Annotated in this window: 18 protein-coding genes; all 18 read left to right on the forward strand. The window is 53.6% G+C overall.

Annotation, left to right across the window (positions count from 1 at the left end):
* Positions 1-33: 33 nt before the first annotated feature.
* The 18 genes from sdhC to pal all read left to right on the forward strand — a co-directional run bounded on the left by sdhC (position 34) and on the right by pal (position 18,455).
* Positions 34-465, forward strand: coding sequence for a succinate dehydrogenase cytochrome b556 subunit (gene sdhC, locus ABDW13_RS18555; RefSeq protein WP_343554035.1), 432 nt, complete (start codon positions 34-36; stop codon positions 463-465).
* Positions 459-806, forward strand: a complete 348-nt coding sequence (gene sdhD, locus ABDW13_RS18560) for a succinate dehydrogenase membrane anchor subunit (protein WP_343554036.1) — start codon at positions 459-461, stop codon at positions 804-806. Before sdhC ends, sdhD begins: the two co-directional genes overlap by 7 nt.
* Positions 807-2,573, forward strand: coding sequence for a succinate dehydrogenase flavoprotein subunit (gene sdhA, locus ABDW13_RS18565; RefSeq protein ID WP_343554037.1), 1,767 nt, complete (start codon positions 807-809; stop codon positions 2,571-2,573).
* Positions 2,574-2,587: 14 nt separating this feature from the next.
* The gene (locus ABDW13_RS18570; RefSeq protein ID WP_343554038.1) at positions 2,588-3,304 is read left to right on the forward strand and encodes a succinate dehydrogenase iron-sulfur subunit; all 717 of its coding nucleotides are present in this window, start codon (positions 2,588-2,590) and stop codon (positions 3,302-3,304) included.
* Positions 3,305-3,510: 206 nt separating this feature from the next.
* Positions 3,511-6,318, forward strand: a complete 2,808-nt coding sequence (gene sucA, locus ABDW13_RS18575; protein WP_343554039.1) for a 2-oxoglutarate dehydrogenase E1 component — start codon at positions 3,511-3,513, stop codon at positions 6,316-6,318.
* Positions 6,319-6,333: 15 nt separating this feature from the next.
* Positions 6,334-7,557 (forward strand): 2-oxoglutarate dehydrogenase complex dihydrolipoyllysine-residue succinyltransferase, encoded by a 1,224-nt coding sequence (gene odhB / locus ABDW13_RS18580; protein WP_343554040.1) that lies wholly within the window; start codon positions 6,334-6,336, stop codon positions 7,555-7,557.
* Between the two features lie 60 nt (positions 7,558-7,617).
* Positions 7,618-8,784, forward strand: a complete 1,167-nt coding sequence (sucC, locus tag ABDW13_RS18585) for an ADP-forming succinate--CoA ligase subunit beta (protein WP_343554041.1) — start codon at positions 7,618-7,620, stop codon at positions 8,782-8,784.
* Positions 8,784-9,659, forward strand: coding sequence for a succinate--CoA ligase subunit alpha (gene sucD, locus ABDW13_RS18590; protein ID WP_101763214.1), 876 nt, complete (start codon positions 8,784-8,786; stop codon positions 9,657-9,659). The genes sucC and sucD overlap by 1 nt, the downstream gene beginning before the upstream one ends.
* Before the next feature lie 662 nt (positions 9,660-10,321).
* Complete coding sequence (gene cydA, locus ABDW13_RS18595; RefSeq protein WP_343554042.1) at positions 10,322-11,893, forward strand: cytochrome ubiquinol oxidase subunit I; 1,572 nt, start codon at positions 10,322-10,324, stop codon at positions 11,891-11,893.
* An 11-nt stretch (positions 11,894-11,904) separates the two neighbouring features.
* On the forward strand, positions 11,905-13,044 hold the full coding sequence (cydB, locus tag ABDW13_RS18600) for a cytochrome d ubiquinol oxidase subunit II (protein WP_343554043.1): 1,140 nt from the start codon (positions 11,905-11,907) through the stop codon (positions 13,042-13,044).
* 15 nt (positions 13,045-13,059) lie between these two features.
* Positions 13,060-13,176, forward strand: a complete 117-nt coding sequence (gene cydX, locus ABDW13_RS18605) for a cytochrome bd-I oxidase subunit CydX (protein ID WP_343554044.1) — start codon at positions 13,060-13,062, stop codon at positions 13,174-13,176.
* On the forward strand, positions 13,176-13,469 hold the full coding sequence (ybgE, locus tag ABDW13_RS18610) for a cyd operon protein YbgE (protein WP_343554045.1): 294 nt from the start codon (positions 13,176-13,178) through the stop codon (positions 13,467-13,469). The genes cydX and ybgE overlap by 1 nt, the downstream gene beginning before the upstream one ends.
* A gap of 197 nt (positions 13,470-13,666) precedes the next feature.
* Positions 13,667-14,071, forward strand: a complete 405-nt coding sequence (gene ybgC, locus ABDW13_RS18615; RefSeq protein ID WP_008107385.1) for a tol-pal system-associated acyl-CoA thioesterase — start codon at positions 13,667-13,669, stop codon at positions 14,069-14,071.
* On the forward strand, positions 14,068-14,754 hold the full coding sequence (tolQ, locus tag ABDW13_RS18620; RefSeq protein WP_034829162.1) for a Tol-Pal system protein TolQ: 687 nt from the start codon (positions 14,068-14,070) through the stop codon (positions 14,752-14,754). The genes ybgC and tolQ overlap by 4 nt, the downstream gene beginning before the upstream one ends.
* Positions 14,755-14,767: 13 nt before the next feature.
* Positions 14,768-15,196 carry a colicin uptake protein TolR gene (gene tolR, locus ABDW13_RS18625; protein ID WP_007890638.1) on the forward strand — a complete coding sequence of 143 codons (429 nt, stop codon included), beginning with the start codon at positions 14,768-14,770 and terminating at the stop codon, positions 15,194-15,196.
* 25 nt (positions 15,197-15,221) lie between these two features.
* Positions 15,222-16,463 (forward strand): cell envelope integrity protein TolA, encoded by a 1,242-nt coding sequence (gene tolA, locus ABDW13_RS18630; RefSeq protein WP_343554046.1) that lies wholly within the window; start codon positions 15,222-15,224, stop codon positions 16,461-16,463.
* A 116-nt stretch (positions 16,464-16,579) separates the two neighbouring features.
* The gene (gene tolB / locus ABDW13_RS18635; protein WP_343554047.1) at positions 16,580-17,875 is read left to right on the forward strand and encodes a Tol-Pal system beta propeller repeat protein TolB; all 1,296 of its coding nucleotides are present in this window, start codon (positions 16,580-16,582) and stop codon (positions 17,873-17,875) included.
* A 64-nt stretch (positions 17,876-17,939) separates the two neighbouring features.
* Positions 17,940-18,455 carry a peptidoglycan-associated lipoprotein Pal gene (gene pal, locus ABDW13_RS18640; protein ID WP_343554048.1) on the forward strand — a complete coding sequence of 172 codons (516 nt, stop codon included), beginning with the start codon at positions 17,940-17,942 and terminating at the stop codon, positions 18,453-18,455.
* The last annotated feature ends 2 nt before the right edge of the window (positions 18,456-18,457 follow it).

The following is an 18,457-nucleotide window of genomic DNA, read 5'->3' on the forward strand; positions in this document are numbered from 1 at the left end:
GCGGTTGCAGTCTGAACACACGCTGTGTCTCTGATGCAACTCAGGACCGGAGGAAGCAAAATAAAAAAGAGCTGTGTGGGCAAAACCGTGAAAAAACAAAGACCTGTTAACTTGGATCTCTCGACGATCCGGTTTCCCGTTACTGCAATATCGTCCATTCTCCACCGCGTCTCCGGCGTGATCACCTTTGTCGCTCTCGGAATTCTGCTCTGGTTACTGGGTCTCTCCCTCTCTTCTCCTGAAGGCTTCCAACAAGCGGCATCCATCATGGATAGCTTCTTCGCCAAATTCATCATGTGGGGCATCTTAACTGCGCTGGCGTATCACGTCGTGGGCGGGATTCGTCATATGTTGGCTGATTTTGGCTTTATGGAAGAAACCCTCCAGGTGGGAACCCGTTCCGCGCAAGCGGCTTTTGGTATCACTGTCGTGCTCTCAATTTTGGCTGGAGTCCTCGTATGGTAAGCAATGCTTCTGCATTAGGACGCAACGGTATTCATGACTGGCTGTTGCTGCGTGCTGCTGCAATCTTAATGACGCTGTACATCATCTACATCCTCGGTTTTGTCGTAATGACCGGCACGTTGACGTATGAAAACTGGCACGGCTTTTTCTCCTCCTCTTTCACTAAAGTGTTCACCATGTTGACGCTGTTCTCGATTCTCATCCACGGTTGGATTGGAATGTGGCAGGTGTTAACCGATTACGTGAAACCGGTAGCAACCCGTTTGCTGCTGCAGTTTGTGATTGTGGTTGCGCTGTTGTCGTACGCGATTTATGGATTCGTTGTGGTGTGGGGTGTGTAAATGAGTTTGCCAGTCAGAGAATTTGATGCCGTGGTGATCGGCGCGGGTGGTGCAGGTATGCGCGCCGCCTTGCAAATCTCCCAATCGGGCCAGACTTGTGCCCTGTTATCCAAAGTTTTTCCAACCCGTTCCCATACCGTATCGGCGCAGGGCGGAATTACCGTTGCGCTGGGTAACACCCATGAAGATAACTGGGAATGGCACATGTACGACACCGTCAAAGGTTCCGACTATATCGGCGACCAGGACGCGATTGAATATATGTGTCATGTCGGTCCAGAAGCGATTCTGGAACTGGAACACATGGGTTTGCCTTTCTCACGTCTTGATGACGGCCGCGTGTATCAGCGTCCGTTTGGCGGCCAGTCGAAGAACTTCGGCGGTGAGCAAGCAGCGCGTACCGCTGCGGCTGCCGACCGTACTGGTCACGCCTTGCTGCATACGCTGTATCAGCAAAACCTGAAGAACAAAACCACCATCTTCTCTGAATGGTATGCGCTGGATCTGGTGAAAAATGAAGACGGTGCAATTGTCGGTTGTACCGCCATCTGCATGGAAACCGGTGAAACCGTGTATTTCAAAGCCAAGGCGACCATTCTGGCCACCGGCGGCGCAGGCCGTATTTACCAATCCACCACTAACGCCCACATCAACACTGGTGACGGCGTCGGCATGGCGCTGCGCGCAGGCGTGCCGGTGCAGGATATGGAAATGTGGCAGTTCCACCCAACCGGTATTGCCGGTGCGGGCGTGCTGGTCACCGAAGGTTGCCGTGGTGAAGGTGGTTACCTGCTGAACAAGCACGGTGAACGCTTCATGGAACGTTATGCTCCGAACGCCAAAGATTTGGCCGGTCGTGATGTGGTAGCGCGTTCGATGATGGTTGAAATCCGTGAAGGTCGCGGTTGCGATGGCCCTTGGGGTCCGCACATCAAACTGAAACTCGACCATTTGGGCGCGGAAGTGTTGGAATCCCGTTTACCGGGCATTCTGGAGCTGTCGCGTACCTTTGCTCACGTCGATCCGATTAAAGAACCGATCCCGGTAATCCCAACCTGTCACTACATGATGGGCGGCGTGCCGACCAAAGTGACTGGTCAGGCGCTGCGTGTGAACGAGCAAGGTCAGGACGAAGTGATTCCAGGCCTGTTCGCTGTGGGCGAAATCGCCTGCGTATCGGTGCACGGCGCGAACCGTCTTGGCGGTAACTCGCTGCTCGATCTGGTGGTGTTCGGCCGCGCTGCCGGTGTGCATCTGCTGGAGTGCATTGAAGAGCAGGGCGAACTGCGTGAAGCCACGCAGGAAAACATTGATGAAGCTATGGCGCGCTTCAACCGCTGGGAAAATAACACCACCGGTGAAGACCCGGTTGAAATCCGTAAAGCGTTGCAGCGCTGCATGCAGAACAACTTCTCGGTGTTCCGCGAAGGTGATGCGATGCGTGAAGGGTTAGCTGAGCTGAAAGAGATTCGTGAGCGTCTGAAATCTGCGCGCCTCGATGACCGTTCGCCAGACTTCAACACCCAGCGTATTGAGTGCCTTGAGCTGGATAACCTGATGGAAACCGCATACGCCACCGCGGTTGCCGCTAACTTCCGTACCGAAAGCCGTGGCGCACACAGCCGCTTCGACTATCCGGAGCGCGATGATGAAAACTGGCTGTGCCACAGTCTCTATGTTCCGCAGACGGAAAGCATGACGCGCCGTGAGGTGAACATGCAACCGAAACTGCGTGCGGCCTTCCCGCCGAAAGCGCGTACTTACTAATTGCGGAGATCATCATGAGACTCGAATTTTCAATCTATCGTTACAACCCGGAAGTCGATGACAAGCCGCGTATGCAGGAATACACGCTGGAATCGGAAGATGGTCGCGACATGATGCTGTTGGATGCGCTGATCCGTTTGAAAGAGAAAGACCCGACGCTGGCTTTCCGTCGCTCATGCCGTGAAGGCGTGTGTGGTTCAGATGGTCTGAACATGAACGGCAAAAATGGTCTGGCTTGCATCACGCCGGTTTCGGCGCTGGGCAACGGCACCAAGAAAATTGTTATCCGTCCACTGCCAGGTTTGCCGGTGATCCGCGACCTCGTGGTAGACATGGGACAATTCTATGCACAGTATGAGAAGATTAAACCTTTCTTGTTGAATAATGGGGAAAATCCTCCGGCGCGTGAGCATTTACAAAGCCCGGATGAGCGTGCGCATCTTGACGGTTTGTACGAATGTATTCTTTGTGCTTGCTGCTCGACGTCGTGCCCATCGTTCTGGTGGAACCCGGACAAGTTCATCGGTCCGGCTGGCTTGCTGGCAGCGTATCGTTTCCTGATTGATAGCCGCGACACCGAAACCGATGCGCGTCTGGATAACATGAATGACGCTTTCAGTGTTTTCCGCTGTCACAGCATCATGAACTGTGTGAGCGTGTGCCCGAAAGGACTAAACCCGACGCGCGCAATCGGCCATATTAAGTCGATGCTACTGCAACGCGGGGCGTAATACAGAAGTCACCTTCCGGGAACTTAGGTTCCCGGATGTTTACGGAAGCCTCTATAAGCGCGGTGCTGACCACGCTTATAAAGGTTCCCTTACGGGCCAGGCGCCGGTAGCGCACAGGTTCGTATCGCTGAACTCACTACGGCAAGCCGCGTAAGCGGTAACAAATGAAACCTCATAAAAAGCAGATTAATGCTTAAGGGATCACAATGCAGAACAGCGCGATGAAACCCTGGCTGGACTCCTCCTGGCTGGCCGGCGCGAACCAATCTTACATAGAGCAGCTCTATGAAGATTTCCTGACCGATCCTGACTCAGTTGATGAAATGTGGCGCGAGCTGTTCCAACAGCTGCCCGGCACTGGCGTGAAACCTGAGCAATTTCACTCAACTACGCGTGATTACTTCCGCCGCCTGGCGAAAGATGCCACCCGTTACACATCAACCGTCACCGATCCGGCCGCAAATTCCAAACAGGTTAAAGTGCTGCAGCTGATTAATGCGTTCCGCTTCCGCGGCCATCAGCACGCTAACCTCGATCCGCTCGGCCTGTGGAAACAGGAAACCGTAGCCGATCTCGATCCGGCTTATCACGATCTGACCGACGCCGATTTTCAGGAAAGCTTTAACGTAGGTTCGTTTGCTATCGGCAAAGAGACTATGAAGCTGGCCGATCTGTTCGCGGCGCTGCAACAGACTTACTGTGGCTCGATTGGTGCAGAGTACATGCACATCAACAACACCGACGAAAAGCGCTGGATTCAACAGCGTCTGGAATCGGTGGTGGGTCACGCGTCATTCAGCAGCGACGAGAAAAAAGGTTTCCTGAAAGAGCTGACCGCGGCAGAAGGCCTGGAAAAATATCTCGGTGCTAAATTCCCGGGTGCAAAACGCTTCTCACTGGAAGGTGGTGATGCGCTGGTGCCGATGCTGCGCGAGATGATTCGTCACGCTGGCAAAAGCGGCACGCGCGAAGTGGTGCTGGGTATGGCGCACCGTGGTCGTCTGAACGTGCTGATCAACGTGCTGGGTAAAAAGCCGCAGGATCTGTTCGACGAATTCTCAGGCAAGCACAAAGAGCATCTCGGCACCGGCGACGTGAAGTACCACATGGGCTTCTCGTCTGACGTCGAAACCGAAGGCGGTCTGGTGCATCTGGCGCTGGCGTTCAACCCATCGCACTTGGAAATCGTTAGCCCTGTGGTAATGGGTTCTGTGCGCGCACGTCTCGATCGTCTGGCTGAGCCAAGCAGCAATAAAGTGCTGCCAATCACCATTCACGGTGATGCGGCGGTGATTGGTCAGGGCGTGGTGCAAGAAACCCTGAACATGTCAGCGGCGCGTGGTTACGAAGTGGGCGGTACCGTTCGCATCGTCATCAACAACCAGGTTGGCTTTACTACCTCCAACCCGAAAGATGCGCGTTCTACGCCGTACTGTACTGACATCGGCAAAATGGTGCTGGCACCGATTTTCCACGTCAACGCAGACGATCCAGAAGCAGTCGCGTTCGTTACTCGCCTGGCGCTCGATTATCGCAACACCTTTAAACGTGATGTGTTCATCGATCTGGTGTGCTATCGCCGTCATGGTCACAACGAAGCGGATGAGCCAAGTGCCACGCAGCCGTTGATGTACCAGAAAATCAAAAAGCATCCAACACCGCGTAAAATCTATGCCGATCAGCTGGAAAGCGAAGGCGTAGCGACCACTGAAGATGCCACTGAAATGGTTAACCTGTACCGCGATGCGCTGGATGAAGGCGAATGCGTGGTGCCGGAATGGCGCCCGATGAGCCTGCACTCCTTCACCTGGTCGCCGTACCTGAACCATGAATGGGACGAAAGCTACCCGGCAACTGTGGAGCTGAAACGCTTGCAGGAACTGGCGCGCCGCATCAGCAGCGTACCGGAGTCGGTTGAAGTGCAGTCGCGCGTAGCGAAGATTTACAACGACCGTAAAGAGATGGCCGAAGGCAACAAAGCCTTTGACTGGGGCGGCGCGGAGAACCTCGCGTATGCCACATTGGTTGATGAAGGCATTCCGGTGCGTCTGTCTGGTGAAGACAGCGGCCGTGGCACCTTCTTCCACCGTCATGCGGTGATTCATAACCAGACCAACGGCTCAACTTACACGCCGCTGCACCATGTTCATAACGGACAAGGTCAGTTCAAAGTGTGGGATTCCGTGTTGTCTGAAGAAGCAGTACTGGCGTTCGAATATGGTTATGCCACCGCAGAACCGCGCGTGCTGACCATTTGGGAAGCGCAGTTCGGCGACTTCGCTAACGGCGCGCAGGTAGTAATCGATCAGTTCATCAGCTCCGGCGAGCAGAAGTGGGGCCGTATGTGTGGTCTGGTGATGCTGCTGCCGCACGGCTATGAAGGCCAGGGTCCAGAGCACTCCTCAGCGCGTCTGGAGCGTTATCTGCAACTCTGCGCAGAACAGAACATGCAGGTGTGCGTGCCTTCAACTCCAGCGCAGGTTTACCACATGCTGCGTCGTCAGGCGCTGCGCGGCATGCGCCGTCCGCTGATTGTGATGTCACCGAAATCGCTGCTGCGCCATCCGCTGGCCATTTCCAGCCTGGAAGAGCTGGCGACCGGCAGCTTCCAGCCAGCGATTGGTGAGATCGACGATCTGGATCCGAAACAAGTGAAACGTGTGGTGCTGTGTTCGGGCAAAGTTTATTACGATCTGCTGGATCAGCGTCGTAAGAACGAGCAAACCGACGTGGCCATCGTGCGTATCGAACAGCTGTATCCGTTCCCGCACAAAGTGGTGCAGGACGTGCTGAAAAATTATTCTCATGTGCAGGATTTCGTCTGGTGTCAGGAAGAGCCGCTGAATCAGGGCGCATGGTATTGCAGTCAGCATCATTTCCGCGAAGTGGTTCCCTTCGGTGCGTCACTGCGTTACGCAGGTCGTCCGGCTTCTGCTTCACCAGCCGTGGGCTACATGTCCGTACATCAACAACAGCAGCAAGACCTGGTTAACGACGCGCTGAACCTTGGTTAATAAAAAGGAAAGAAAATGAGTAGCGTAGAAATTCTGGTTCCCGATTTGCCTGAATCCGTAGCGGACGCAACGGTTGCAACCTGGCACAAAAAACCCGGCGACGCAGTGAGCCGTGACGAAGTACTGGTTGAGATTGAAACGGATAAAGTGGTGCTGGAAGTGCCTGCATCTGCGGACGGCATCCTGGAAGCCGTGCTGGAAGATGAAGGCGCAACGGTCACTTCTCGTCAGATTCTGGGCCGCTTGAAAGAGGGCAACAGCGGCGGGAAAGAGACCACTGCGAAAGCGGAAAGCAACGAGTCTACGCCTGCACAGCGTCAGACTGCCTCACTGGAAGAAGAGAGCAACGATGCGCTCAGCCCAGCGGTACGTCGTCTGATTGCTGAAAACAACCTCGATGCTGCGCAGATCAAAGGCACCGGCGTCGGTGGCCGTTTAACGCGCGAAGATGTAGAAAAACATCTGGCGAAGAAAGCTGACGGTGGCAAAGCCGCACCGGCTCCAGCGGCGGGTGCTGCACCGCAAGCTGCTGTGGCTAACCGCAGCGAAAAACGCGTACCGATGACGCGTCTGCGTAAACGTGTTGCCGAGCGTCTGCTGGAAGCGAAAAACAGCACCGCAATGTTGACTACGTTTAACGAAATCAACATGAAGCCAATCATGGACCTGCGTAAGCAGTACGGCGATGCGTTCGAGAAACGTCACGGCGTGCGTCTGGGCTTCATGTCCTTCTACATCAAAGCGGTGGTTGAAGCGCTGAAACGCTTCCCGGAAGTTAACGCGTCAATTGATGGCGAAGATGTGGTTTACCACAACTATTTCGATGTGAGCATTGCGGTTTCTACCCCGCGTGGTCTGGTCACGCCAGTGCTGAAAGATGTTGATGCGCTGAGCATGGCTGATATCGAGAAGAAAATTAAAGAGCTGGCAGTGAAAGGCCGCGACGGCAAACTGACCGTTGAAGAGCTGACTGGCGGTAACTTCACCATCACCAACGGCGGTGTGTTTGGTTCGCTGATGTCTACGCCAATCATCAACCCACCGCAGAGCGCGATCCTGGGTATGCACGCCATCAAAGAGCGCCCAATGGCGGTCAATGGTCAGGTGGTGATTCTGCCAATGATGTATCTGGCGCTCTCTTACGATCACCGTCTGATTGATGGTCGTGAATCCGTTGGCTATCTGGTCGCGGTGAAAGAGATGCTGGAAGATCCAGCTCGCCTGCTGTTGGATGTCTAATTTCGCCGGGCGCGCGGTGTGAAGGCGCGCCCAAACTCATATCTGAATGGATAGAACATCATGAATTTACATGAATACCAGGCGAAGCAGCTGTTTGCTCGCTATGGCATGCCAGCACCAACTGGTTACGCCTGCACAACACCACGCGAAGCAGAAGAAGCCGCATCAAAAATTGGCGCAGGTCCGTGGGTAGTGAAATGTCAGGTTCATGCTGGTGGCCGCGGTAAAGCGGGCGGCGTGAAAGTGGTTAACAGCAAAGAAGACATTCGTGCTTTTGCTGAACATTGGTTGGGCAAGCGTCTGGTGACCTATCAAACTGACGCACACGGCCAGCCGGTAAACCAGATTCTGGTTGAAGCTGCGACTGATATCGATCAGGAGCTGTATCTGGGTGCGGTCGTTGACCGTGCTACTCGTCGCGTGATCTTCATGGCTTCAACTGAAGGCGGCGTTGAGATTGAGAAAGTGGCGGAAGAAACCCCGCACCTGATCCACAAAATGGCGCTGGATCCATTAGCCGGTCCACAGCCTTATCAAGGCCGTGAGTTGGCGTTCAAGCTGGGTCTGACTGGCAAGCAAGTTAGCCAGTTCACCAAAATCTTCATGGGTCTGGCGACCATGTTCCTTGAGCGCGATCTGGCGATGGTTGAGATCAACCCGCTGGTGATCACCAAGCAGGGCGACCTGATCTGCCTCGATGGCAAACTGGGTGCCGACGGCAACGCACTGTTCCGTCAGCCGGAACTGCGTGAAATGCGCGATCCAAGCCAGGAAGATCCACGTGAAGCGCATGCAACACAGTGGGAACTGAACTACGTTGCGCTGGATGGCAACATCGGTTGTATGGTGAACGGCGCCGGTCTGGCGATGGGCACCATGGATATCGTTAAACACCACGGCGGCGAGCCAGCTAACTTCCTCGATGTGGGCGGCGGCGCAACCAAAGAGCGCGTGACCGAAGCGTTCAAAATCATCCTGTCTGACGATGCGGTTAAAGCGGTATTCGTTAACATCTTCGGCGGCATCGTACGTTGCGACCTGATCGCAGACGGCATCATCGGTGCAGTAGCAGAAGTGGGTGTCAACGTGCCAGTGGTGGTACGTCTGGAAGGTAACAACGCCGAGCTGGGCGCGCAGAAATTGGCGGACAGCGGTCTGAACATCATTGCAGCAACCAGTCTGACAGACGCTGCACAGCGTGTTGTCGCTGCAGCGGAGGGTAAATAATGTCCATTTTGATCGACAAAAACACCAAAGTCATTTGCCAGGGTTTCACCGGTGGTCAAGGGACGTTTCACTCTGAGCAGGCTTTGGCCTACGGTACGCAACTGGTTGGCGGCGTAACCCCAGGTAAAGGCGGCACCACCCATCTCGGCCTGCCGGTGTTCAACACCGTGCGTGAAGCAGTAGAAGCGACGGGCGCAACCGCCACCGTGATCTACGTTCCAGCGCCATTCTGTAAAGACGGCATCCTGGAAGCAATCGACGCAGGCATCAAACTGATCATCACCATCACCGAAGGCATCCCAACGCTGGATATGCTGACCGTGAAAGTGAAGCTGGATGAAGCTGGTGTACGCATGATCGGCCCGAACTGCCCAGGTGTGATCACCCCAGGCGAATGTAAGATTGGTATCATGCCAGGCCACATTCACCAGCCAGGCCGCGTAGGTATCGTATCGCGTTCAGGTACGCTGACTTATGAAGCGGTTAAGCAGACCACTGACATCGGCTACGGCCAGTCAACCTGCGTAGGTATCGGCGGTGACCCGATCCCGGGTTCTAACTTCATCGATATCCTGAAACTGTTCCAGGAAGATCCACAGACTGAAGCGATCGTGATGATCGGTGAGATCGGTGGTAGCGCGGAAGAAGAAGCGGCAGCGTATATCAAAGCACACGTGACCAAGCCAGTTGTTGGCTACATCGCCGGTGTGACTGCACCGAAAGGCAAACGTATGGGCCACGCTGGCGCCATCATTGCCGGTGGTAAAGGTACCGCTGATGAGAAATTTGCTGCGCTGGAAGCGGCCGGTGTGAAAACCGTTCGCAGCCTGGCAGACATTGGCGACGCAGTTAAAGCGGTTCTGCCAATCAAATAAGGCTGTACGCTTATTTGCATCAAAGCCACCTTCGGGTGGCTTTTTTTATGACGCTAACCCCGCAAAAAGCAGGGAAAAAATTGCCACGAGTTGAAAATCCGCGGCTATGCTTATTTTGTTTGTTAGGTAAAGAAGAGAAAAGACGCTGGATTTATATCGGGAAAATAACAGCTAACCGGTGATGTTTAGGTTAAATAATTGCGACAAAGGTAATTGTTTTCTTAATTACACCAACCATTTATGACATCTAATTAACAACAGTTCTTACGATACATATCTGGAAATTTATAGTCTTAATCCAGATCAATAAATAGCGTGATATAGCAAACTTTACCGCTGGCAAAGCGCGCGCCAACCGGTATAAATTGCGCTGCATCAATTCAGTCTTCTCCATAATTTTTCAGGAGTTTGTGCCAGGCGTTGTTGCATCAATTCTGTCGCCTCCTCATCACTCTTCTGCATTAAATTGACTGGAATGATCATTTTTAAGGGAATTTTCAACACTGTTACTCGCTCACTTCGGGCAGCAGGTTTCTCTGTTCTGTCAGTAACAAAACTGGAATCAATAATCAGTCGTTCCTGAATCTTATTCTGCGCGTCAATGTCTGTTGTTCGCCGTTGTCATCCGCAGAGCGAGTTCATGCGAGGAGCAAGGAGTCATCATGTTAGATATTGTCGAGCTGTCGCGTTTACAGTTTGCCCTAACGGCGATGTACCATTTTCTGTTCGTACCATTAACGCTGGGTATGGCGTTTTTGTTGGCGATCATGGAAACCGTATATGTCCTTTCGGGTAAACAAATCTATAAAGATATGACCAAGTTCTGGGGCAAGTTGTTTGGTATCAACTTTGCGCTGGGCGTGGCTACCGGTCTGACCATGGAATTCCAGTTCGGTACCAACTGGTCATATTACTCACATTACGTCGGCGATATCTTTGGTGCGCCGTTAGCCATTGAAGGCTTGATGGCGTTCTTCCTCGAATCCACCTTTGTCGGTCTGTTCTTCTTCGGCTGGGATCGTCTGGGCAAAGTACAGCACCTTGCGGTGACCTGGCTGGTTGCGCTCGGCTCGAACATGTCTGCGCTGTGGATTCTGGTGGCGAACGGCTGGATGCAAAACCCGATTGCCTCGGAATTCAATTTCGAAACCATGCGTATGGAGATGGTGAGCTTCTCTGAACTGATCCTCAACCCGGTTGCGCAGGTGAAATTTGTGCACACCGTGGCGGCCGGTTACACCACTGGCGCAATGTTCATTCTGGGCATCAGCGCGTGGTACATGCTGAAAGGCCGCGATTTCGCGTTCGCCAAGCGCTCGTTTGCGATTGCAGCCAGCTTCGGTATGGCGGCGATTCTGTCGGTTATCGTACTGGGTGATGAATCCGGTTATGAAATCGGTGACGTGCAGAAAACCAAACTGGCCGCGATTGAAGCGGAGTGGGAAACCCAACCTGCACCCGCCGCATTTACGCTGTTTGGTATTCCGGATCAGGAAACGCAGCAAAACAAATATGCGATTCAGATTCCGTATCTGCTCGGTTTGATTGCCACACGTTCGGTTGATACGCCGGTAACGGGCCTGAAAGACCTGCTGGCGCAGCATGAAGTGCGCATCCGCAACGGTATGAAAGCCTATGCGTTGCTCAACGAATTGCGCGCAGGTAGCAAAGATCCTGCAGTAAAAAGCCAGTTCGAAGAGAGCAAACGCGATCTGGGCTACGGCTTATTACTGAAACGTTATACGCCAGATGTGGCGAATGCCACCGAAGCCGATATTCAGAAAGCCACGCAAGATTCGATTCCACGCGTTGCCCCGCTCTATTTCGCTTTCCGCATCATGGTGTTGGGTGGCGTGTTGATGCTGGGTATCATTGCGCTTTCCTTCTGGAGCGTGATTCGTAACCGCATTGGTAAATCTCGCTGGTTACTCAAAGCCGCGCTGTATGGCATTCCGTTACCGTGGATCGCCATCGAAGCGGGTTGGTTTGTTGCCGAATACGGTCGCCAACCGTGGGCGATTGGTGAGGTGTTGCCGACTGCGGTGGCGAACTCATCACTGACCGTAGGCGATCTGCTGTTCTCGATGATTCTGATTTGCGGTCTCTACACCTTGTTCCTGGTGGCGGAAATGTACCTGATGTTCAAGTTCGCACGCCTTGGTCCAAGCAGCCTGAAAACTGGCCGCTATCATCATGAAACGCTGAAAGCTTCATCTCAGCCGGCGCGTGGATAAGGAGAGCACCCATGTTTGATTATGAAGTTTTGCGCTTTGTCTGGTGGCTGTTGATTGGCGTGCTGCTAATCGGCTTTGCGGTCACCGACGGCTTTGATATGGGCGTTGGTATGCTGACGCGCGTGCTGGGTCGTACCGATACCGAACGTCGCATCATGATTAACAGTATCGCGCCGCATTGGGACGGCAACCAGGTTTGGTTGATCACTGCCGGTGGCGCACTGTTCGCTGCCTGGCCGATGGTCTACGCTGCCGCGTTCTCTGGCTTTTATGTGGCCATGATTTTGGTGCTCGCTTCGCTGTTCTTCCGTCCGGTAGGTTTCGATTACCGTTCGAAAATTGAAGATATGCGCTGGCGCGGTATGTGGGATTGGGGCATTTTCATCGGCAGCTTTGTGCCACCGCTGGTAATTGGCGTGGCGTTCGGTAACTTGCTGCAAGGCGTGCCGTTCCATGCCGACGAATATCTGCGCCTGTTCTATACCGGCAACTTCTTCCAGCTGCTGAATCCGTTTGGCTTGCTGGCGGGTGTGGTCAGTGTGGCGATGATTTTGACGCAGGGCGCAACTTACCTGCAAATGCGTACCAATGGCGAACTCCATCTGCGTTCACGCAGTACCGCGCAGATCTCCGCGCTGGTGATGATGGTGTGCTTCGTGTTGGCGGGTTTGTGGGTGAAATACGGCATTGATGGTTATGTGCTGAAAAGTGTTATCGATCATCACGCAGCATCCAATCCGTTGGGTAAAGATGTGGTGCGTGAAGCCGGTGCGTGGATGGTGAACTTTGAGCAAGCGCCAATTCTGTGGCTGTTCCCGCTGTTGGGTGTGGTGCTGCCACTGTTGACCGTGCTGTGTTCACGCATGGAGAAGGGCGCCTGGGCGTTCATCTTCTCTTCGCTAACTCTGGCGTGCGTCATCATGACTGCCGGTATCGCGATGTTCCCGTTCATCATGCCATCCAGCACCGTGCCGGGCATTAGCCTGACCATGTGGGATGCCACATCCAGCCTGCTGACGCTGAAAGTGATGACCATTGCCGCTATCATCTTTGTACCGATTATCCTGGCGTACACCGCCTGGTGTTATTACAAGATGTTTGGCCGTATCACCAAAGAACACATTGAGAGCAATACGCACTCCCTGTACTGATTAAGGAGATTAAGCATGTGGTATTTTGCCTGGATTCTTGGCACCTTGCTGGCCTGTGCGTTCGGTGTGATCACGGCGCTAGCACTGGAACATATCGAAGACAGCCGCGCAACTAAGGACGAACAAGTCTGATGCGCACACTGATTCGGACGTTGTATCGTCTGATGGACAAGGGCCCGCTTCGGGCCCTTTCGTTAATTCTGGCACTGTGGTTGGCGGGCTGTGTTATTTGGCAACCATCACGCTTTGCTGCACGCACCAGCGATTTAGCCATCTGGCATGGATTGTTGATGATTTGGGCTGTGTGTGCCGGCGTGGTTCACGGCACAGGATTCCGTCCACTGCAAACACGTTGGCAGGCAGTGTTCTCGCCACTGCCGGCGATGGTCATCCTGCTGGCGGGAATCTTCTGGTTCTACCATTAAGTTCTGTCTCAGGACTTAACTTGCTGCTTTTTCAGGCGCTGACGTGAGTTTTTGTCAGCGCCCGGTCAAGAAACATCCTAAAATTCCTTCCAGTTGTTAACGTGTGATAATTATTTTCTCTTGGCTCTGGCGGACCATTCCCAAGCCGATCTCACTTGCGTATAGTAGCAACGTTTAAAATGAGACCGGGATGTAGAGTGAGTACTACGCTGTTTCGCTGGCCGGTTCGGGTCTATTACGAAGACACTGATGCCGGTGGTGTGGTTTACCACGCCAGTTATCTTGCTTTCTATGAACGAGCACGTACCGAAATGTTGCGCCAGCACCATTTCAATCAGCAGGTCCTGTTGGAAGAACAGGTGGCTTTTGTGGTACGACGCATGACGATAGATTTTGTTGCGGCTGCACGTCTTGATGATCTTTTGGAAATTCAAACCGAAGTGACATCGATGACGCGTGCAACTATGACGTTCTCGCAGCGTATCGTGAATGCAGAAGGTAAAGTGCTAAATGAAGCAGAAGTCCTGATTGCCTGCATCAACCCACATCTAATGAAGCCAATTGCGCTTCCCAAGTCTATTGTCGCGGAGTTCAAGCAGTGACTGACATGAATGTTCTTGATTTGTTCCTGAAGGCGAGCCTTCTGGTCAAACTTATCATGTTGATTTTGATCGGCTTTTCTATTGCCAGTTGGGCAATTATCATTCAACGCACGCGCATTTTGAATGCGGCGGGGCGTGAAGCCGAAGCATTTGAAGATAAGTTTTGGTCGGGTATTGAGCTGTCACGCCTTTACCAGGAAAGCCAGGGGCGCCGTGATGAGTTGGGCGGTTCTGAGCAGATTTTCTATTCAGGTTTCAAAGAGTTTGCGCGTCTGCATCGTGCCAACAACCATGCACCGGAAGCGGTGGTGGAAGGGGCGAGCCGCGCAATGCGTATTTCCATGAACCGTGAATTGGAAGCGTTGGAAAACCACATTCCTTTCCTTGGCACCGTCGGTTCCATCAGCCCGTATATCGGTCTGTTTGGTACGGTGTGGGGGATCATGCACGCCTTTATCGCGCTGGGCGCGGTGAAACAGGCAACGTTGCAGATGGTTGCGCCGGGTATTGCTGAAGCGCTGATTGCTACCGCAATCGGTCTGTTCGCGGCGATTCCTGCGGTTATGGCCTACAACCGTTTGAACCAGCGCGTGAATAAGCTGGAACAGGGCTACGACAACTTTATGGAAGAGTTCACGGCTATCCTGCACCGTCAGGCTTTCTCCACCGACAACACGAAGTAAGTCGAGGTTTACGATGGCCAGAACCCGTGGTCGCGGTAAGCGCGACCTCAAGTCGGAAATCAACATTGTTCCGCTTCTGGACGTACTGTTGGTTTTGCTGCTCATCTTTATGGCAACCGCGCCGATTATTACCCAGAGCGTGGAAGTCGATCTGCCGGATGCGACAGATTCGAAAACCGTTTCTACCGATGATAATCCACCGGTGATTGTTGAAGTGGCGGGCGTCGGGCAGTACAGCCTGGTGGTGGATCACGATCGTATGACGCAGCTGCCGCCGGAACAGGTGGTGAGCGAAGCGCAGCGCCGGATTGAAGCCAATCCGAAAACGGTCTTCTTGATCGGCGGTGCGAAAGATGTGCCTTACGACGAAATCATCAAGGCGCTGAACCTGTTGCATCAGGCTGGCGTGAAATCTGTCGGTTTGATGACGCAGCCGATTTAAAGCCAACCGTTTTTGGGAACCGAGAGTGTCGAAGGCAACCGAGCAGAACGACAAGTTAAAACGCGCCATAATCGTATCGGTGATTCTGCATATCGTGCTGATCGCCTTACTGATTTGGAGCTCGTTTAACGAAAAAATCGAATCCAGCGGCGGTGGCGGCGGCAGCGATATTGATGCAGTGATGGTCGATTCCGGCGCCGTGGTTGAGCAATATAACCGCCAGCAGAATCAGCAAAGAGACAGTCAACGTGCCGAACAGCAGCGTCAAAAACAGTCGCAGCAGCAGGCCGAAGAGTTACAGCAGAAGCAAGCCGCTGAGCAGCAACGTCTGAAAGAGATGGAAAAAGAGCGTTTGCAGGCGCAGCAAGAAGCCAAAGAGCAGGCGAAGCAACAGGCTGAGCAGCAGAAAGCCGCTGAAGCCGCCGCTAAGCAAGCGCAGGATCAGCAGAAAGCTGCCGAAGCCGCTGCGGCGAAAGCCAAGTCAGATGCGAAAGCTGAAGCCGATGCGCAGGCCAAAGCCGCTGCGGATGCGAAAGCCAAAGCGGTAGAAGAAGCCAAGCAAGCCGCCGCCGACGCGAAGAAGAAGGCGGACGAACAGGCTAAAGCTGCCGCAGCTGAAGCGGCGAAAGAGAAAGCGGCACAACAGGCGAAAGCCGCCGCAGAATCGAAAGCTAAAGCCGATGCGGAAGCCAAAGCGCAAGCGGCTGCCGATGCGAAGGCGAAAGCTGCTCAGGAAGCAAAAGAAGCGAAAGAGCAGGCCGCTGCTGAAGCCAAGGAGAAGGCTGCCGCTGAAGCGAAAGAAAAAGCCGCCGCCGAGGCGAAGGCCAAAGCTAAAGCTGCTGCTGATGCGAAGAAAGCCGCTGCCGAAGCTGCGAAGAACGAAAATGCGGTTGATGACCTGTTAGGTGGTTTGTCTTCTGGTAAGAATGCACCGAAAAGTGGCACAGCTTCTGGCGGTGCAGCGGGGCAGGGCAATCAGAAGAAAGCCGGTGCATCCGGCGCGGACATCAACAATTACATGGGCCAGGTGGTTGGCGCGATTCAGAGCCGTTTCTACGATGCGGATCTGTATAAAGGCAAAGAGTGTAACCTGCGCATTAAGCTGGCACCGGATGGCTTACTGATTGATGTTAAGTCTGAAGGTGGCGATCCTGCCTTATGCCAGGCCGCGATCACCGCAGCGAAGCAAGCACGAATTCCAAAGCCGCCTTCACAGGCGGTGTATGAAGTGTTTAAAAACGCACCGATGCGTTTCAAACCGGAATAATGCAGTAACGTACGGCAGGTTGAACTATGGTTAGCTCGCCGTACTCTATAAGTACTCGTGTTTTTCAGGAACTGTGCGAATTATCATGAACCTCTGGTTCAGGTAAGGGAGAAAAGATGAAGCAGGCACTTCGTGTAACCTTAGGTTTTTTTGTACTGCTGTGGGCAGCGATGCTGCATGCAGAAGTCCGCATTGAAATTACGCAGGGCGTTAACACCGCACGTCCTATTGGTGTGGTTCCGTTTAAATGGGCTGGCCCAGGCGCGGCACCAGAAGACATCGGCGGCATTGTTGGCGCTGACTTACGTAACAGCGGCAAATTCAATCCGCTCGATCGTTCACGTCTGCCACAACAACCAACCAGCGCGCAGGAAGTACAACCTGCTGCGTGGAGTGCACTGGGTATTGATGCGGTCGTGGTCGGCCAAGTCACACCAAATGCTGATGGCAGCTATCAAATTGCCTACCAGTTGGTGGACACCGGCGGCGCACCGGGCACCGTGTTAGCGCAGAACTCGTACAAAGTGACAAAGCAGTGGCTGCGTTATGCGGCTCACACTGCCAGTGATGAAGTGTTCGAGAAGCTGACCGGCATTAAAGGCGCGTTCCGCACCCGTATCGCTTATGTGGTGCAGACCAACGGCGGCCAGTTCCCGTATGAATTGCGCGTATCGGATTACGATGGCTACAACCAGTTTGTGGTTCACCGTTCACCGCAGCCATTGATGTCGCCAGCCTGGTCACCAGATGGCAGCAAAGTGGCTTACGTGACCTTCGAAAGCGGCAAATCGGCGCTGGTGGTGCAGACCTTGTCTAACGGTGCAATCCGTCAGGTGGCTTCGTACCCACGTCACAACGGTGCGCCAGCCTTCTCGCCAGACGGTTCTAAACTGGCCTTCGCGCTGTCGAAAACCGGTAGCCTGAACTTGTACGTGATGGATCTGGCTTCAGGTCAAACGCGTCAGGTCACTGATGGCCGTTACAACAGCACCGAACCAACCTGGTTCCCGGACAGCCAAACACTGGCTTACACCTCGGATCAGGCCGGTGCGCCACAGATTTATAAAGTGGGTATCAACGGCGGTGCGCCACAACGTATTACCTGGGAAGGTTCGCAAAACCAGGATGCGGATGTGTCAACCGACGGCAAAACCATGGTGATGATCAGCAGCGCCGGTGGCGCGCAGCACGTCGCCAAACAGGATCTGGTAACGGGAGCCGTTCAAACAATAACGGACACGTTCCTGGATGAAACGCCGAGTCTGGCGCCAAACGGCACAATGGTAATCTATAGCTCTACTCAGGGGATGGGTTCCGTGTTGCAGTTGGTTTCAACCGACGGGCGTTTCAAAGCGCGTCTTCCGGCAACTGATGGACAGGTCAAATTCCCTGCCTGGTCGCCGTATCTGTGATGCATAGCTCCCTTGCACGGCGGGGGAGCCAAATGTATGGCAAACAAAATAATAGGATAACAAAATGCAACTGAACAAAATGCTGAAGGGTTTGATGCTGGCTCTGCCGGTTATCGCAGTAGCTGCATGTAGCTCTCACAAAAACAACAACAACGATCAGACCGGTATGGGCGCTAACGACGGTGCTTACGGTGCTGGCCAGAACGGTAACATGTCTTCTGACGAGCAAGCGCGCCTGCAGATGCAGCAGCTGCAGCAGAACAACATCGTTTACTTCGGTCTGGACAAATATGACGTAGCTTCTGACTACGCTCAGATGCTGGATCAGCACGCTGCATTCCTGCGTGGCAACCCGTCTTACAAAGTGACCATCGAAGGTCACGCGGATGAGCGCGGTACTCCAGAATACAACATCGCTCTGGGCGAACGTCGTGCTAGCGCCGTTAAAATGTATCTGCAAGGCAAAGGCGTTTCTGCTGACCAGATGTCTATCGTTTCTTACGGTAAAGAAAAACCAGCTGTACTGGGTCATGACGAAGCGGCTTACGCTAAAAACCGTCGTGCCGTACTGGTTTACTAAGA

The organism is Pantoea sp. (genome assembly GCF_039594315.1).
GTDB lineage: Bacteria > Pseudomonadota > Gammaproteobacteria > Enterobacterales > Enterobacteriaceae > Pantoea.

Coding starts and splice junctions, on each gene's coding strand:
- sdhC (WP_343554035.1), top strand. CDS start 34: ATGCAACTCAGGACCGGAGGAAGCAAAATAAAAAAGAGCTGTGTGGGC.
- sdhD (WP_343554036.1), top strand. CDS start 459: ATGGTAAGCAATGCTTCTGCATTAGGACGCAACGGTATTCATGACTGG.
- sdhA (WP_343554037.1), top strand. CDS start 807: ATGAGTTTGCCAGTCAGAGAATTTGATGCCGTGGTGATCGGCGCGGGT.
- ABDW13_RS18570 (WP_343554038.1), top strand. CDS start 2,588: ATGAGACTCGAATTTTCAATCTATCGTTACAACCCGGAAGTCGATGAC.
- sucA (WP_343554039.1), top strand. CDS start 3,511: ATGCAGAACAGCGCGATGAAACCCTGGCTGGACTCCTCCTGGCTGGCC.
- odhB (WP_343554040.1), top strand. CDS start 6,334: ATGAGTAGCGTAGAAATTCTGGTTCCCGATTTGCCTGAATCCGTAGCG.
- sucC (WP_343554041.1), top strand. CDS start 7,618: ATGAATTTACATGAATACCAGGCGAAGCAGCTGTTTGCTCGCTATGGC.
- sucD (WP_101763214.1), top strand. CDS start 8,784: ATGTCCATTTTGATCGACAAAAACACCAAAGTCATTTGCCAGGGTTTC.
- cydA (WP_343554042.1), top strand. CDS start 10,322: ATGTTAGATATTGTCGAGCTGTCGCGTTTACAGTTTGCCCTAACGGCG.
- cydB (WP_343554043.1), top strand. CDS start 11,905: ATGTTTGATTATGAAGTTTTGCGCTTTGTCTGGTGGCTGTTGATTGGC.
- cydX (WP_343554044.1), top strand. CDS start 13,060: ATGTGGTATTTTGCCTGGATTCTTGGCACCTTGCTGGCCTGTGCGTTC.
- ybgE (WP_343554045.1), top strand. CDS start 13,176: ATGCGCACACTGATTCGGACGTTGTATCGTCTGATGGACAAGGGCCCG.
- tolR (WP_007890638.1), top strand. CDS start 14,768: ATGGCCAGAACCCGTGGTCGCGGTAAGCGCGACCTCAAGTCGGAAATC.
- tolB (WP_343554047.1), top strand. CDS start 16,580: ATGAAGCAGGCACTTCGTGTAACCTTAGGTTTTTTTGTACTGCTGTGG.
- pal (WP_343554048.1), top strand. CDS start 17,940: ATGCAACTGAACAAAATGCTGAAGGGTTTGATGCTGGCTCTGCCGGTT.